Consider the following 15853-nt stretch of genomic DNA (forward strand, 5'->3'; position numbering starts at 1 on the left):
CGATACCAGCCTTGGGTTGGGGTGTTGCCCCAGCCCGCTGAGCCGAATGGCTGCTTGCAGTTATTCGGCTTTGTTGTCTGATCCGATTGTGTCGGGCAGCGAAAAGTAGCTTAGCCTCCTGGGCACTAAGACAGGGTGTTAAGCGGTATCAAATTTGTCGTAGATGGCTGTGGCCCTTTACGCAAAGATGATAGGCCAGTAGCTCAATTGGCAGAGCGGCGGTCTCCAAAACCGCAGGTTGGGGGTTCGATTCCCTCCTGGCCTGCCATTTATGGCAGTTAATGTTTGGGTTTGACGGGAAAAAAAATGAGTTCTGAAATCGCAACGTCAAAATTTGATGGGCTAAAGTGGGCGGCGGTGGCGCTTATTGTGGCGTTAGGCGTCTACGGTAATAGCTACTTTGCGGACCAGTCTCTGTTGTACCGTGTTCTTGGCCTGTTGGTCATGGCGGCGGTAGCTCTGGCGATTGCCTTACAAACCGAAAAAGGGCACAGCGCTTGGTCTTTGATCCGCGGAGCCCGCACTGAAATTAGAAAAGTCGTTTGGCCGACGCGTCAAGAGACTGTGCAAACAACATTAATTGTTGTTGCTTTTGTGTTGGTGGTGGCGCTGATCCTGTGGGGTTTAGATTCCCTCTTGGGTTGGCTTGTGTCACTCGTCATCGCGTAATAAAACGAGGTAATTGGCAATGTCTATGCGTTGGTACGTAGTACATGCGTACTCAGGTTACGAGAAGAAAGTTGCGACCGCGTTAAAAGAGCGCATTGATCTGCACGAAATGGGCGATCGATTTGGCGACGTTTTGGTCCCCACAGAAGAAGTGGTGGAGATGAAAAACGGCCAAAAACGCAAGAGCGAGCGCAAATTCTTCCCCGGTTATGTTTTGGTTCAAATGGAATTGGACGATGACACTTGGCACCTGGTTAAAGAAACTCCCCGTGTCATGGGTTTCATTGGCGGTAAAGCCGATGCTCCAGCGCCTATTACCGATGCTGAAGCCCAAGCAATTCTGCGTCGCGTTGAAGATGGTACTGAAAAGCCTCGTCCTAAGACTTTATTTGAGCCAGGCGAAATGGTGCGTGTTGTGGATGGTCCCTTTAACGACTTCAATGGCGTTGTTGAGGAAGTAAACTACGAAAAGAGCCGTCTAAACGTTGCGGTTTTGATATTTGGTCGGTCCACGCCGGTCGAGTTGGAATTTAGTCAGGTCGAAAAGACCTGACGAGGGTTGGATGCCGTTGCGCATTCAGGAACGCGGTTAACCGCACGAAGACGGGGAGCTTAAAGCCGCAAGGTGAGTACAGCGCTAACACCCAAGAGAGGAAACTATGGCAAAGAAAGTACAAGCCTACATCAAGCTGCAAGTCGCAGCGGGTCAGGCAAACCCAAGTCCACCAGTCGGCCCAGCGTTGGGTCAGCACGGTGTAAACATCATGGAATTCTGTAAGGCGTTTAACGCTGAAACCCAGGGTATGGAGCCAGGCTTGCCCATTCCGGTGGTTATTACTGTTTACAGCGATCGTTCATTTACCTTTATCAAGAAAACCCCTCCAGCGGCGGTTTTGTTGCGCAAAGCGATCGGTATTCCAAAAGGATCCGCGACGCCAAATACCCACAAGGTAGGTAAGGCAACTCGCGCTCAACTGGAAGAGGTCGCGACTCAGAAGTGGCCCGATTTGACGGCTGCTGATATGGATGCCGCGGTTCGTACTATTGCTGGTAGCGCGCGTTCTGCCGGCATCGAAGTTGAGGAGGCGTAATCATGGCTAAGTTGTCAAAACGTCAAAAAATGATCCGTGAAAAAATTGATGCGGATAAAGTGTATTCAATCGAAGAAGCTGTTGCTTTGTTAAAAGAGTGTTCAGCAGTCAAATTTGTTGAGTCTGTAGAAGTGGCCGTCAATCTTGGCGTAGACGCTCGTAAGTCAGATCAAGCGGTTCGCGGTGCTACGACTTTGCCTCACGGTACGGGTAGCGAAGTGCGTGTCGCGGTATTTACCCAAGGCGATGCGGCTGAGAAAGCAAAAGAAGCGGGTGCTGATTTTGTTGGTATGGAAGACCTGGCGGATCAAATCAAAGGCGGCATGATGGACTTTGATGTGGTTGTTGCTTCTCCTGATGCGATGCGTGTTGTGGGTCAGTTGGGTCAAATTCTTGGGCCCCGTGGTCTGATGCCGAACCCTAAGACAGGCACAGTAACGCCTGATGTGGTGACTGCGGTCAACAACGCGAAAGCGGGACAGATGCGCTATCGTACTGATAAAAACGGGATTATCCACGGCGGTATCGGCAAGATTTCGTTCGACGCTGAAGCAATTCGCGGCAATTTGACCGCGGTCTTGGCAGATCTCAAGAAAGCCAAGCCTTCGTCAGCCAAAGGCGTTTACATGAAGAAGGTTACGCTATCGACTACTATGGGTCCCGGCTTAACTATCGATCATGGGGCGTTAGATTTTTAAGGTTGTAGTTCGCTGCAGCCTTATAAAGCCTCAGGGATGAGGCGTGACGGGTTCGCCCGTCGACTTTGAGGTCTTTAGATACAGTAAGTAGGTTTAGCTGCTCACTGAAGACCATCAAAGACCGTAGGTGCCGAGTAGTTGGCGGTTTAAAGGCTTTGTCCGCCTACGCAGATGGTGGAAGTTTTCACCAAATATGGGGTTGTGCCTCGGCACAACAGTTAATGTAAGCCAGGAGAAAACCAGTGGCAATTAGACTCGAAGACAAAAAAGCGATCGTAGCTGAAGTTAACGAGACAGCCACCAGCGCGCTTTCATTGGTCATTGCGGATGCCCGCGGTGTCACAGTGGATGCGATGACAGCCCTGCGCAGTCAAGCACGTGAAAACGGCGTAACTCTACGAGTTGTTAGAAATACGTTGGCCAAGCGTGCGTTAGAAGGTACGGACTATGAGTGTGTGAATAGCACTTTGGTTGGTCCTTCATTGTTTGGATTTTCGATGGAAGATCCAGGCGCTGCAGCAAGATTGTTTAAAGACTTCGCCAAGGAGAATTCCAAGTTCGAAGTTAAAGCGTTGGCGGTAAGCGGTCAGTTACTGGGTGCAGATCAATTGGATGTGTTGGCGAAACTACCGACCCGAGATCAAGCTCTATCAATGTTGATGAGCGTGATGAAGGCTCCGGTAACCAAGCTGGCTCAGACCATGAACGAAGTGCCTGGAAAACTGGTGCGTACGTTAGCAGCAGTCAAAGATCAAAAAGAAGCAGCGTAACTCGTTGTCTTTGAAAACTTTTAAGTAAACAGGAGAAAAGCAATGGCTTTATCTAAAGACGAAATCCTAGATGCAATTGCCGAAATGTCGGTAATGGACGTTGTTGAATTGATTTCAGCAATGGAAGAAAAATTTGGTGTTACTGCGGCAGCAGCTGTAGCTGTAGCGCCCGCAGCAGCTGGCGGTGACGCTGGTGCAGCGGCAGCAGCAGAGCAGACTGAGTTCGACGTAATCTTGACCTCAGGCGGCGAGAAGAAAGTTAACGTGATCAAGGTTGTTCGCGCGGTAACTGGCTTAGGCTTAAAAGAAGCGAAAGGTTTGGTTGACGGCGCTCCTGGCCCAATCAAAGAAGGCGCGTCTAAAGACGAAGCTGAAGACATCAAGAAGCAGATTGAAGAAGCTGGCGGTACGGTCGAGCTTAAGTAAGTTTGTGACGAACCCTCGTATTGACAAGGGTTCGGATTGGGCTGGCAAGCGTTATAGGTTGCCGGCCTTTTCCTGCTTATAGCAGGACTATTTTGTGGGTGCGGCGATAGCGTGCACCGAAACGCCTGAAAAGGTGATCGCGAGCCGAATGTTCGGCCGCAGAGGCAAAGAGGCTGGAGAGTACTGATGGCTTACTCGTATACAGAGAAGAAACGTATTCGAAAAGAGTTTGGATCCCTTCCCAACGTGATGGATATTCCCTATCTGTTGGCGATCCAGTTGGATTCCTACAAAAAATTTACGCAGCAGGGTGTGCCGGTTGACCAGCGTGGCGACCACGGTTTGCATGCTGCATTTCAGTCGGTGTTTCCGATTGCGAGTTACAGTGGCAATGCCGCGTTAGAGTATGTCGACTACAAGCTCGGTGTCCCGGCATTTGACGTTGCCGAGTGTCAGTTGCGCGGCGTGACCTACGCCTGCGCGTTGCGCGTTAAAGTGCGCTTGATCATTTATGATAAGGACTCGTCCAGTAAAGCCATCAAAGACATCAAAGAGCAAGATGTCTACATGGGCGAAATCCCGCTAATGACCGAGAATGGTACCTTCGTCATCAACGGTACCGAGCGTGTTATCGTATCGCAGTTGCACCGCTCACCTGGTGTTTTCTTTGATCACGACAAAGGTAAGACCCACAGTTCAGGCAAGTTGCTGTACTCTGCGCGTATTATCCCTTACCGCGGCTCTTGGCTGGACTTCGAGTTTGATCCTAAAGACCAAGTCTTTGTGCGTATTGACCGTCGCCGTAAACTCCCTGCTACCGTGTTGCTTCGTGCGTTGGGTTACAGCTCTGAAGAAGTCTTAGATATGTTTTTCGACGTCAACCAGTTCCGCGTCAACAACGCGACGACGTTGACAATGACTCTAATCCCCGAGCGTTTGCGTGGTGATGTTGCGAGCTTTGATATCAAGATCGGCAAAAAAGTCATCGTTGAACAGGGCCGCCGTATCACCGCTAGACACATCCGTGAGTTGGAAAAGGGTGAGGTCTCTGAACTGGAAATTCCAGTTGAGTATCTATACGGTCGTGCTCTCGCTAAAAACTTTGTCGATAAAAAGACGGGTGAAGTGTTAGTAGAATGTAACACTGAGCTGTCGGCCGAGACCGTACAAATTATGCTGGATGCAGGTGCGAAGACGATCGAAACCTTGTATACCAACGACCTAGACTGTGGTCCTTTCTTGAGCGATACCTTGCGTCAAGATGCGACCCGCAATGAGCTTGAGGCTCTCGTCGAAATCTATCGCATGATGCGTCCGGGCGAGCCGCCAACCAAGGAATCGGCCGAGAACCTCTTCCAAAACTTATTCTTCTCACCTGACCGCTACGATTTGTCGACAGTCGGCCGCATGAAATTTAATCGTCGTCTCGGTCGTGAAGACGTCATCGGGTCAGGCGTATTAGACCGCGAAGATATTGTCGACGTTTTGAAAATGCTGGTGTCTATCCGTAACGGTAAAGGCGTGGTGGATGATATCGATCACTTGGGTAACCGCCGTGTTCGTTCAGTCGGCGAGATGGCTGAAAACCAGTTCCGAGTTGGCTTAGTCCGTGTAGAGCGTGCGGTAAAAGAGCGTTTGTCAATGGCGGAAAGCGAGGGCTTGATGCCCCAGGATCTTATTAACGCCAAGCCTGTGTCAGCAGCGGTAAAAGAGTTTTTTGGTTCTAGCCAGTTATCGCAGTTTATGGACCAAAACAATCCGCTGTCTGAGGTGACCCACAAGCGCCGTGTTTCAGCTTTAGGCCCCGGTGGTCTAACGCGAGAGCGTGCGGGCTTTGAGGTACGGGACGTGCACCCGACTCACTACGGTCGTGTGTGCCCCATTGAAACGCCTGAAGGTCCAAACATTGGTTTGATTAACTCGTTGGCGACCTATGCTCGCACCAATGAGTACGGTTTCTTGGAGTCGCCTTATCGTCGTGTGGTCGACGGTCAGTTGACTGACGACATCGAGTATTTATCTGCCATTAACGAAGCCGAGCATGTGATTGCGCAGGCGTCGGCAACCGTGGATGAGAATGGACGCTTCACCGATGACTTAGTTGCGGTGCGTCACATGAACGAGTTTACAGTGATGCCGCCCGAGCGTATCGACTACATGGATGTATCGCCTAAGCAGGTTGTGTCCATTGCCGCGGCGTTGATCCCCTTCTTGGAGCACGACGACGCTAACCGTGCGTTGATGGGTTCTAACATGCAGCGTCAGGCTGTTCCAACTCTGGTGAGCGATAAGCCCTTGGTTGGTACGGGCATGGAGCGCTACGTTGCTCGCGACTCTGGTGTGTGTGTGGTTGCGAAGCGTGCTGGCGTAGTCGATTCTGTCGACGCGAGTCGGATTGTGGTTCGCGCCAGTGCTGAGGAAGCCGACGGCAATGAAGCGCCAGTGGATATCTATAACTTAGTCAAATATACCCGTTCTAACCAAAACACGTGCATTAATCAGCGTGCTATCGTGAGTAAAGGCGATGTGGTTGAGCGCGGTGATATTTTGGCCGACGGTCCGTCCGTTGATATGGGTGACTTGGCGCTTGGCCAAAATATGCGTATCGCGTTCATGCCTTGGAACGGTTATAACTTCGAAGACTCGATCCTGGTATCTGAGCGTGTCGTTAAAGAAGATCGTTTCACATCGATTCACATTCAAGAGCTGACCTGTATCGCGCGAGACACCAAGCTGGGATCCGAAGAAATTTCGGCGGATATCCCAAATGTTGGCGAGAGTGCGCTATCAAAACTCGACGAATCCGGTATTGTCTACATCGGTGCTGAAGTTGAGCCTGGCGATATTTTGGTCGGTAAAGTGACACCGAAAGGCGAGACTCAGCTGACCCCAGAAGAAAAGCTGCTTCGTGCAATTTTTGGTGAAAAGGCGTCAGACGTTAAAGATACCTCCCTGCGCGTGCCCTCAAGCACTAAGGGGACCGTTATTGATGTTCAGGTCTTCACCCGCGATGGTCTAGAAAAAGACTCACGTGCGCGCGAGATCGAGAACCGCCAGTTGAACGAGTTCCGTAAGGATCTGAAAGAAGAATATCGGATCTATGAAGAAGCGGTCTTTGCCCGCCTAGCGTCGCAGTTAGCTGGGAAGAAGACGCTTAGCGGCGCTGGTCTGAGCAAGGGCACGGTGTTGTCTGACGAAGTGCTTGCCGAGCTCGACCGTGAGCAATGGTTCAAAATTAAGACCGATGATGCTGACGTCAATGCATTGATTGCCTCAGCAGAAAAGCAGTTAGAGGAAGAGAACCGTCAGTTAGAAGAGCGTTTTGAAGACAAGAAACGCAAGCTTCAAACTGGGGATGACCTGGCCCCTGGTGTTTTGAAAGTGGTCAAGGTTTATCTTGCAATTAAGCGTCGTATTCAACCCGGCGATAAAATGGCGGGACGTCATGGTAACAAGGGTGTTATCTCGGTGATTATGCCGGTCGAAGATATGCCCTACGACGCCAACGGTGAGCCCGTCGATATTGTTCTTAACCCGCTGGGTGTGCCATCGCGTATGAACGTTGGGCAGATCTTAGAAACACACTTAGGTATGGCGGCGCGCGGTCTTGGTGACAAAATTAATACCATGATTGAAGAGCAGCGAGAAGTTGCTGAATTGCGTGAGTTTTTGGACAAGATTTATAACAACGGCGCGGGTCGGTCGGAAGATCTTGATTCATTAACAGACGACGAAATTCGCACGCTGGCCCAGAATTTACGCAAAGGTGTGCCGATGGCGACGCCCGTGTTTGATGGCGCAGCCGAAAGCGAAATCAAGGGCCTGTTAGCTTTAGCTGATATGCCTGAGAGTGGTCAGTTCACTCTGTTTGACGGTCGCACCGGTGACCAATTTGAGCGCCCAGTAACCGTAGGTTATATGTACATGCTGAAGTTGAACCACTTGGTGGATGATAAGATGCACGCGCGTTCAACTGGTTCATACTCTTTGGTGACGCAGCAGCCTTTGGGTGGTAAAGCCCAATTCGGTGGTCAGCGTTTCGGAGAGATGGAGGTCTGGGCACTTGAGGCGTACGGTGCTGCATATACCTTGCAAGAAATGTTGACGGTTAAGTCTGACGATGTGGCTGGCCGTACCAAAATGTATAAAAACATCGTCGACGGTGATCATCGTATGGAGCCGGGCATGCCCGAGTCCTTTAACGTGTTGGTCAAAGAGATCCGCTCTTTGGGGATCGATATTGAGTTAGAAAACGACTAGTACGTTGAATTTGGGTGGGCGCTCCGGCGCCCCGGCACTAACACCCTCGTGGAGGAATAACCTTGAGAGACTTACTTAATATATTAAAGTCACAGGGACAGACAGATGAGTTTGATGCAATCCGCATTGGCTTGGCGTCGTCTGAAATGGTTCGCTCTTGGTCTTATGGCGAAGTAAAAAAGCCCGAGACCATTAATTACCGTACGTTCAAGCCCGAGCGTGACGGTTTGTTCTGTGCCAAGATCTTTGGCCCAGTGAAAGATTACGAATGCTTATGTGGTAAATACAAGCGTTTGAAGCACCGCGGCGTCATTTGTGAGAAGTGTGGCGTTGAAGTTGCATTGGCGAAAGTACGTCGTGAGCGTATGGGGCACATTGAGCTTGCAAGCCCGGTCGCTCACATCTGGTTTTTGAAGTCACTGCCCTCACGTATTGGCTTGCTGTTGGATATGACTCTACGTGATATCGAGCGTGTTCTGTACTTCGAGTCATACATCGTGACTGACCCGGGTATGACGTCGTTAGAGTATGGCCAGCTGTTGTCGGATGAGCAGTACTACGAAGCGATGGAAGAATTCGGTGACGAGTTCGTCGCAAAAATGGGTGCTGAAGCCATCCAAGATATGATGAAGCAGTTAGATCTGGAGCGCGAAATTGCAAAATTGCGTGAGGAGATTCCTGCGACTAACTCCGAGACGAAAATTAAAAAGCTGTCTAAACGTCTTAAGTTAATGGAGGCGTTTGCTAGCTCGGGCAACAAGCCTGAGTGGATGGTCTTAAATGCATTGCCGGTATTGCCGCCTGATCTGCGTCCGTTGGTGCCTCTAGAAGGTGGGCGTTTCGCAACGTCTGACTTGAACGATCTGTATCGTCGCGTCATCAACCGTAACAACCGTTTGAAGCGCCTATTAGATCTTAACGCGCCTGATATCATTGTTCGCAACGAAAAACGTATGCTGCAGGAAGCGGTTGACGCCCTGTTAGATAACGGTCGTCGTGGTCGTGCTATTACCGGTTCGAACAAGCGCCCCTTGAAGTCGCTGGCCGACATGATCAAAGGTAAGCAGGGTCGTTTCCGTCAGAACTTGTTGGGCAAGCGCGTAGATTACTCTGGACGTTCGGTAATCGTGACAGGGCCTGCATTAAAGCTGCACCAATGTGGTCTGCCTAAGAAGATGGCATTAGAGCTGTTCAAGCCTTTCATTTTCGGCAAGCTTGAGCACCGTGGCTTGGCAACAACCATCAAAGCTGCGAAAAAGATGGTTGAGCGCGAGCCGCCAGAAGTTTGGGATATCTTGGCTGAGGTAATCCGTGAGCACCCAGTGCTACTGAACCGTGCGCCAACGCTTCACCGTTTGGGTATTCAGGCTTTCGAGCCAGTGCTGATTGAAGGTAAAGCGATTCAGTTGCACCCACTTGTGTGTGCGGCGTACAACGCTGACTTCGACGGCGACCAGATGGCGGTACACGTACCGCTGACCATTGAGGCGCAGCTTGAAGCTCGCGCTTTGATGATGTCGACCAACAATATTTTGTCGCCTGCGAGTGGTGACCCAATTATCGTGCCTTCTCAGGACGTGGTGTTGGGCTTGTATTACATGACGCGTGACCGCATCAACGCCAAAGGCGAGGGCCGTATCTTTGCGAACGTGAGTGAAGTGCATCGCGCGTATCACAGCGGCGAAGTCGGTCTGCAGGCGAAAGTAAAAGTGCGTATCCACGAATCTGTCGTTTCTGATGATGGTGATCGTAGCGAGCGGACCTTTATCGCTGACACCACCGTCGGTCGTGCGTTGTTGTGGGAAATCGTACCTGAGGGTATCGCCTACGAAATGGTGAACCAGCCCATGGTGAAAAAAGCGATTTCGCGCATCATTAACCGCTGTTACCGTGTGGTTGGTCTGAAAGCTACCGTAATCTTTGCTGACCAATTAATGTACACCGGCTACGAGTACTCGACTCGATCGGGCGCGTCGATCGGTGTGAACGACTTCGAAATTCCGGCGGAAAAAGCGCGTATCATTGAAGGCGCTGAGGCCGAAGTGAAAGAGATCGAAGATCAGTACGCCGCTGGCCTCGTGACCCAAGGCGAGAAGTACAACAAGGTTATCGATATTTGGTCTCGAGCTAACGATTTGGTGTCAAAGTCGATGATGGACGGTTTGTCGAAAGAAACCGTGATCAACAAAGACGGCGAAGAGGAAGAGCAGGCGTCATTCAACTCAGTCTACATTTACGCCGACTCAGGTGCGCGTGGCTCACCAGCCCAGATTCGTCAGCTGGCGGGTATGCGTGGCTTGATGGCTAAACCCGATGGTTCGATTATTGAAACACCAATTACCGCGAACTTCCGTGAAGGCCTGAACGTACTGCAGTACTTTATTTCGACGCACGGCGCTCGTAAAGGTTTGGCGGATACCGCATTGAAAACCGCAAACTCCGGTTACTTGACGCGTCGTTTGGTCGACGTGGCGCAAGACTTGGTTGTGACCGAGGACGATTGTGGCACCGACAAAGGCATTCTGATGACGCCTGTTATCGACGGTGGCGACATCATCGAAACCCTGGGTGATAGGGTCTTGGGTCGAATTGTTGCGCGCGATGTTATCCGTCCAGGAACGGATGACGAAATCGCTGTAACGGCGGGTACCATGCTGGATGAAGCTTGGATTCGTCGCTTAGAGGAAATGGGTATCGACGAAGTTGAGGTGCGCTCGCCGATTACTTGTGAAACTCGTCACGGTATTTGTTCGACCTGTTACGGTCGAGACTTGGCGCGCGGCCACAAAGTGAACATTGGTGAGGCGATCGGTGTTGTCGCGGCGCAGTCTATTGGTGAGCCTGGAACGCAGCTCACCATGCGTACCTTCCACATTGGTGGTGCGGCATCACGAGCTACTGCGGCTGATAACATTCGCGTGCTAAACGATGGTACGGTGCGTTTACACAACCTCAAAACGGTACAAAGAGTCGACGGTTCTTTGGTCGCTGTATCGCGTTCAGGTGAGTTGTCGGTACTTGATACCAAAGGCCGCGAGAAGGAGCGCTACAAGCTACCTTATGGTGCAAATTTGGTCGTTAATGATCACGCCTCGATTAACGCGGGTGACGTCGTTGCAACCTGGGATCCTCACACGCACCCAATCGTGACGGAAGTGGCTGGTACGGTTAAATTCGTGGGTATGGAAGACCAGATCACCGTTAAGCGCCAAACGGATGAGCTGACCGGTCTGTCCAGTATCACGGTCATGGATGCAGGTGAGCGGCCAGCGGCGGGTAAAGACATTCGCCCGGCTGTAACCTTGATCGATGAAGAAGGTAATGAACTTTGTCTGGCCGGTACGAACGTGCCTGCACACTACTTTTTACCTCCGGGCGCGTGGGTATCTCTGGAAGACGGCGTGCGCATTGAAATCGGTGACGTTATTGCTCGTATACCTCAGGAAGGTTCGAAAACACGCGACATCACCGGTGGTCTGCCACGCGTTGCCGACCTTTTCGAAGCGCGTCGTCCAAAAGAACCTGCGATCTTGGCAGAAATCAGCGGTACTGTGAGCTTTGGGAAAGAAACCAAGGGCAAGCGTCGTCTGATGATTACGCCGACCGATGGTTCTGTGATGCCTGATGGATCTACGCACTACGAGGCGTTAATTCCCAAGTGGCGCAACTTGTCGGTATTTGAAGGCGAATTGGTCGAGAAAGGCGAAGTGGTATCAGAAGGTCCATTGAGCCCGCACGACATCTTGCGTCTAAAAGGCATCGAGGAGCTCGCGAAGTATATCGTTAACGAGATCCAGGAAGTTTATCGCTTGCAGGGTGTAAAAATTAACGATAAGCACGTTGAAGTTATTGTGCGTCAGATGTTGCGTAAAGTGATCATCACTCATTCGGGCGACTCCACTCTGATTAAAGGTGAGCAGGTCGAGTACGTGACCTTGTTGGAAGAAAACGAGCGTCTGTTGGCCGATGGTCTCGTCCCCGCGTCTGGTGAGCGTGAGCTTTTGGGTATTACAAAGGCATCATTGGCCACGGAGAGCTTTATTTCAGCGGCCTCGTTCCAGGAGACGACCCGAGTGTTGACTGAAGCGGCGGTGACCGGTAAGCGCGATTATCTGCGTGGTCTGAAAGAGAACGTGGTTGTGGGGCGTTTGATCCCAGCGGGTACGGGCTTGGCCTACCACGAAGAGCGACGCAAGAAGCGTGCGCAAGGCGATGAAATGCGCGTCAGTGCACAGGATATCGAGGCAGCATTAACGGAAGCCCTGCGGGCGGATGTTGGCGCTTCGGAAGATGAGCTTGAGTAACGAGAGTCACTGGGCTTGACGGTAAGAGGCGGCCTCTATAGAATGCCGCCTCCTTATTTTAGCTGCCCGTATTGGGCAACCAAGATCTGGCGAAAGTCAGAGCGAACAATCGGAGTTTTATTGCATGGCAACGATTAACCAGCTTGTGCGCAAGCCGCGCAAGCGTAAAGTGGTAAAGAGCGACGTACCTGCATTGCAGGCGTGTCCTCAACGTCGTGGAGTGTGTACTCGTGTATACACCACCACTCCTAAAAAACCTAACTCGGCGTTGCGTAAAGTATGTCGTGTTCGCTTGACCAACGGTTATGAAGTTTCTTCATACATCGGCGGTGAAGGTCACAACCTGCAAGAGCACAGCGTAGTGTTAATTCGTGGCGGTCGTGTAAAAGACTTGCCAGGTGTGCGCTATCACACCGTTCGCGGTAGCTTGGATACTTCAGGCGTAGCGAATCGTAAGCAAGCCCGTTCTAAGTACGGTGCGAAACGTCCTAAGTCATAGGACAGTAACAATCTGGTGCTACCCTGCAGGGTAGCGAAAAGTAAGGCCAAGTCTCTGCCTCTCCCACCTTAAATAAGTGGCAGGTCGGTACTTGGAATACCTGAAGAGAGAATAGTATGCCAAGAAGACGCGTTGTCGCAAAACGTGAAGTTTTGCCAGATCCCAAGTTTGGAAATGTCACCCTAGCTAAATTCATGAACCACGTCATGATTAGCGGTAAAAAATCGGTTGCCGAAAGTATCGTATACGGTGCTTTGGATATCGTTCAGCAAAAACTGAATAAAGATCCACTCGAAGCGTTTGATGAAGCTTTAGAAAACATCGCGCCCATGGTGGAAGTTAAGTCTCGCCGCGTAGGTGGTGCGACCTATCAGGTGCCTGTCGAGGTTCGTCCAGCTCGCCGTATCGCGCTCTCCATGCGCTGGTTGGTAGAGTACGCACGCAACCGTGGCGAGAAGTCGATGCGTCAGCGTTTGGCTGGTGAAATCATTGACGCCTCTCAAGGTAAGGGTAATGCGGTTAAGAAGCGTGAAGACGTGCACCGTATGGCCGAAGCCAATAAGGCGTTCTCGCACTTCCGTTTCTAATACAAGCGTTTGTGTCATCGATTTTGGTGAGGATATATTGTGGCTCGTAAGACTCCTATAGCTCGCTATCGGAACATCGGTATTTGCGCTCACGTTGATGCGGGTAAAACCACAACAACGGAGCGCGTACTTTTTTACACGGGTCTATCTCACAAAATCGGTGAGGTTCATGATGGCGCTGCCACTATGGACTGGATGGAGCAAGAGCAAGAGCGTGGTATCACGATTACCAGTGCTGCTACCACGTGCTTTTGGGCTGGTATGAACCAGCAATTTGACGAGCACCGCATTAATATTATTGATACGCCCGGACACGTCGATTTTACGATTGAAGTTGAGCGTTCACTGCGCGTACTAGATGGCGCTGTGGTGGTCTTGTGCGGTTCCTCGGGCGTTCAGCCGCAGACGGAAACTGTCTGGCGTCAAGCCAACAAATACGAAGTACCTCGCATGGTCTTTGTGAACAAAATGGACCGAGCAGGGGCGAGTTTTGAGCGCGTTGTGCAGCAGTTGCGCGACCGTTTGGGTGCCAATGCGGTGCCCCTCCAAATGACGATTGGAGCAGAAGACGAGTTCAAAGGCGTCGTCGACCTGATTAAGCGTAAAGCCATCATTTGGAATGAAGCCGATCAGGGTATGACTTTCGAATACCAAGATATTCCTGAGGATATGGTCGACGAGGTCGAAGAAATGCGCGAGTTCATGGTTGAAGCTGCCGCCGAGGCAAGCGACGACCTGATGAGCAAATACCTCGAAGGCGAAGAGCTTAGCGAAGAAGAAATTAAGCAAGGTATCCGCGCTCGCACCTTGGCGAATGAAATCATTCCCGTATTGGGTGGATCTGCCTTCAAGAATAAGGGTGTTCAAGCTGTCTTGGATGCTGTTATTGACTACATGCCGTCGCCCACTGAGGTGAAAGCCATCGAAGGCACATTGGAAGATGGTGAAACGGTTGACACCCGTGAAGCTGACGATAGCGCACCCTTCGCAGCGCTTGCATTTAAGATCGCCACAGATCCCTTTGTCGGCACGCTGACTTTCTTCCGCGTGTATTCTGGTAAGTTGGAAAGCGGTACCGCTGTTTACAACTCAGTTAAAGAGAAAAAAGAGCGTGTGGGCCGCATGGTGCAAATGCACGCTAATAGCCGAGAAGAAATTAAAGAGTGCTTGGCGGGTGATATCGCGGCTGCTGTGGGTCTCAAAGATGTCACCACAGGTGATACCCTGTGCGCGATTGATAAGCCCATTGTGCTCGAGCGCATGGAATTCCCAGAGCCTGTGATCTCTGTGGCGGTTGAGCCTAGGTCGAAGGCCGACCAAGAAAAAATGGGCGTTGCACTCGGCAAGCTCGCTCAGGAGGATCCATCATTCCGAGTGAAGACGGACGAAGAAACTGGTCAAACGATTATTTCTGGTATGGGTGAATTGCACCTCGATATTATCGTTGACCGTATGCGTCGTGAGTTTAGCGTTGAAGCAAATATTGGTAAGCCGCAAGTCGCTTATCGCGAGCGCATCCGCAATAAAGCCGAGGTCGAAGGTAAATTCGTTCGTCAATCCGGTGGTCGAGGCCAGTACGGGCATGTCTGGGTTCGTTTCGAGCCGGCCGAAGATGAAGGTGCTGATGGACTCGACTTTGTCAACGAAATAGTTGGCGGGGCGGTGCCTCGCGAGTATATTCCAGCTGTGCAAAAAGGCATCGAAGAGCAGATGCAAAACGGCGTTTTGGCTGGTTACCCGTTGTTGGGCCTCAAGGCTACTTTATACGACGGTTCGTTTCACGATGTTGACTCGAATGAAATGGCATTTAAAATTGCCGCGTCGATGGCGACTAAGAAGTTAGCCCAAGTCGGCGGGGCGGCATTGCTTGAACCCATAATGAAGGTTGAAGTCGTAACGCCAGAAGAAAATATGGGCGACGTGGTGGGTGATCTTAATCGCCGCCGGGGTCTCATTTTGGGTATGGATGAAAGCGTAAGCGGTAAGGTGATCAACGCTGAGGTGCCTCTTGCAGAAATGTTTGGGTACGCGACGGATTTGCGATCAGCAACTCAGGGGCGGGCGACCTACACAATGGAGTTTGCAAAGTATTCAGAAGCGCCGAGTAATATTGCAGATGCCATCGTTGCGAAGAATGGAATTTATTAACTTAGCGAAAGCTATCAATTGAGAGGTGTTGTAAAGTGGCAAAGGAAAAGTTTGAGCGTAATAAGCCTCACGTAAACGTGGGCACAATTGGTCACGTAGACCATGGTAAAACGACTCTGACCGCGGCTCTGACTCGAGTTTGCGCAGAGGTATTTGGTGGACAAGCGGTTGCGTTTGACGGTATTGACAACGCACCGGAAGAGCGTGAGCGTGGTATCACGATTGCGACATCACACGTAGAGTACGATTCATCGACTCGTCACTACGCACACGTAGACTGCCCTGGGCACGCTGACTATGTTAAGAACATGATCACGGGTGCTGCACAGATGGACGGTGCGATCTTGGTATGTGGTGCGACTGATGGTCCAATGCCTCAGACTCGCGAGCACATTTTGTTG

General features: G+C 51.1%; 12 protein-coding genes and 1 tRNA gene. All 13 read left to right on the forward strand.

Features of this window, described 5'->3' with window-relative positions:
- The first annotated feature begins 192 nt into the window (after positions 1-192).
- Positions 193-268, forward strand: a tRNA-Trp gene (locus tag ACTF5Z_RS08025).
- Positions 269-306: 38 nt separating this feature from the next.
- Complete coding sequence (gene secE, locus ACTF5Z_RS08030; RefSeq protein WP_438985192.1) at positions 307-669, forward strand: preprotein translocase subunit SecE; 363 nt, start codon at positions 307-309, stop codon at positions 667-669.
- Between the two features lie 19 nt (positions 670-688).
- Positions 689-1222, forward strand: a complete 534-nt coding sequence (gene nusG, locus ACTF5Z_RS08035; protein WP_423849800.1) for a transcription termination/antitermination protein NusG — start codon at positions 689-691, stop codon at positions 1220-1222.
- 106 nt (positions 1223-1328) lie between these two features.
- Entirely contained in the window at positions 1329-1760 is a 432-nt protein-coding gene (rplK, locus tag ACTF5Z_RS08040) for a 50S ribosomal protein L11 (protein ID WP_009576727.1), read from the forward strand.
- A 2-nt stretch (positions 1761-1762) separates the two neighbouring features.
- Positions 1763-2458, forward strand: a complete 696-nt coding sequence (gene rplA / locus ACTF5Z_RS08045; protein WP_009576728.1) for a 50S ribosomal protein L1 — start codon at positions 1763-1765, stop codon at positions 2456-2458.
- A gap of 242 nt (positions 2459-2700) precedes the next feature.
- Positions 2701-3228, forward strand: a complete 528-nt coding sequence (gene rplJ, locus ACTF5Z_RS08050; protein ID WP_009576729.1) for a 50S ribosomal protein L10 — start codon at positions 2701-2703, stop codon at positions 3226-3228.
- 42 nt (positions 3229-3270) lie between these two features.
- Positions 3271-3654 (forward strand): 50S ribosomal protein L7/L12, encoded by a 384-nt coding sequence (rplL, locus tag ACTF5Z_RS08055; RefSeq protein WP_438985193.1) that lies wholly within the window; start codon positions 3271-3273, stop codon positions 3652-3654.
- 186 nt (positions 3655-3840) lie between these two features.
- On the forward strand, positions 3841-7914 hold the full coding sequence (gene rpoB / locus ACTF5Z_RS08060; RefSeq protein ID WP_438985194.1) for a DNA-directed RNA polymerase subunit beta: 4074 nt from the start codon (positions 3841-3843) through the stop codon (positions 7912-7914).
- Between the two features lie 62 nt (positions 7915-7976).
- On the forward strand, positions 7977-12218 hold the full coding sequence (rpoC, locus tag ACTF5Z_RS08065; protein ID WP_438985195.1) for a DNA-directed RNA polymerase subunit beta': 4242 nt from the start codon (positions 7977-7979) through the stop codon (positions 12216-12218).
- A gap of 124 nt (positions 12219-12342) precedes the next feature.
- Positions 12343-12717, forward strand: a complete 375-nt coding sequence (gene rpsL / locus ACTF5Z_RS08070) for a 30S ribosomal protein S12 (protein ID WP_009576733.1) — start codon at positions 12343-12345, stop codon at positions 12715-12717.
- Positions 12718-12833: 116 nt separating this feature from the next.
- Positions 12834-13304, forward strand: coding sequence for a 30S ribosomal protein S7 (rpsG, locus tag ACTF5Z_RS08075; RefSeq protein ID WP_423849796.1), 471 nt, complete (start codon positions 12834-12836; stop codon positions 13302-13304).
- Between the two features lie 39 nt (positions 13305-13343).
- On the forward strand, positions 13344-15452 hold the full coding sequence (fusA, locus tag ACTF5Z_RS08080; protein WP_438985196.1) for an elongation factor G: 2109 nt from the start codon (positions 13344-13346) through the stop codon (positions 15450-15452).
- A 35-nt stretch (positions 15453-15487) separates the two neighbouring features.
- Positions 15488-15853: GTP-binding protein (locus tag ACTF5Z_RS08085; protein WP_438985197.1), on the forward strand; the 366-nt coding region annotated here is incomplete at its 3' end.

The organism is Aequoribacter sp., assembly GCF_965659035.1.
GTDB lineage: Bacteria > Pseudomonadota > Gammaproteobacteria > Pseudomonadales > Halieaceae > Aequoribacter.

Coding starts and splice junctions, on each gene's coding strand:
- secE (WP_438985192.1), top strand. CDS start 307: ATGAGTTCTGAAATCGCAACGTCAAAATTTGATGGGCTAAAGTGGGCG.
- nusG (WP_423849800.1), top strand. CDS start 689: ATGTCTATGCGTTGGTACGTAGTACATGCGTACTCAGGTTACGAGAAG.
- rplK (WP_009576727.1), top strand. CDS start 1,329: ATGGCAAAGAAAGTACAAGCCTACATCAAGCTGCAAGTCGCAGCGGGT.
- rplA (WP_009576728.1), top strand. CDS start 1,763: ATGGCTAAGTTGTCAAAACGTCAAAAAATGATCCGTGAAAAAATTGAT.
- rplL (WP_438985193.1), top strand. CDS start 3,271: ATGGCTTTATCTAAAGACGAAATCCTAGATGCAATTGCCGAAATGTCG.
- rpoB (WP_438985194.1), top strand. CDS start 3,841: ATGGCTTACTCGTATACAGAGAAGAAACGTATTCGAAAAGAGTTTGGA.
- rpsL (WP_009576733.1), top strand. CDS start 12,343: ATGGCAACGATTAACCAGCTTGTGCGCAAGCCGCGCAAGCGTAAAGTG.
- rpsG (WP_423849796.1), top strand. CDS start 12,834: ATGCCAAGAAGACGCGTTGTCGCAAAACGTGAAGTTTTGCCAGATCCC.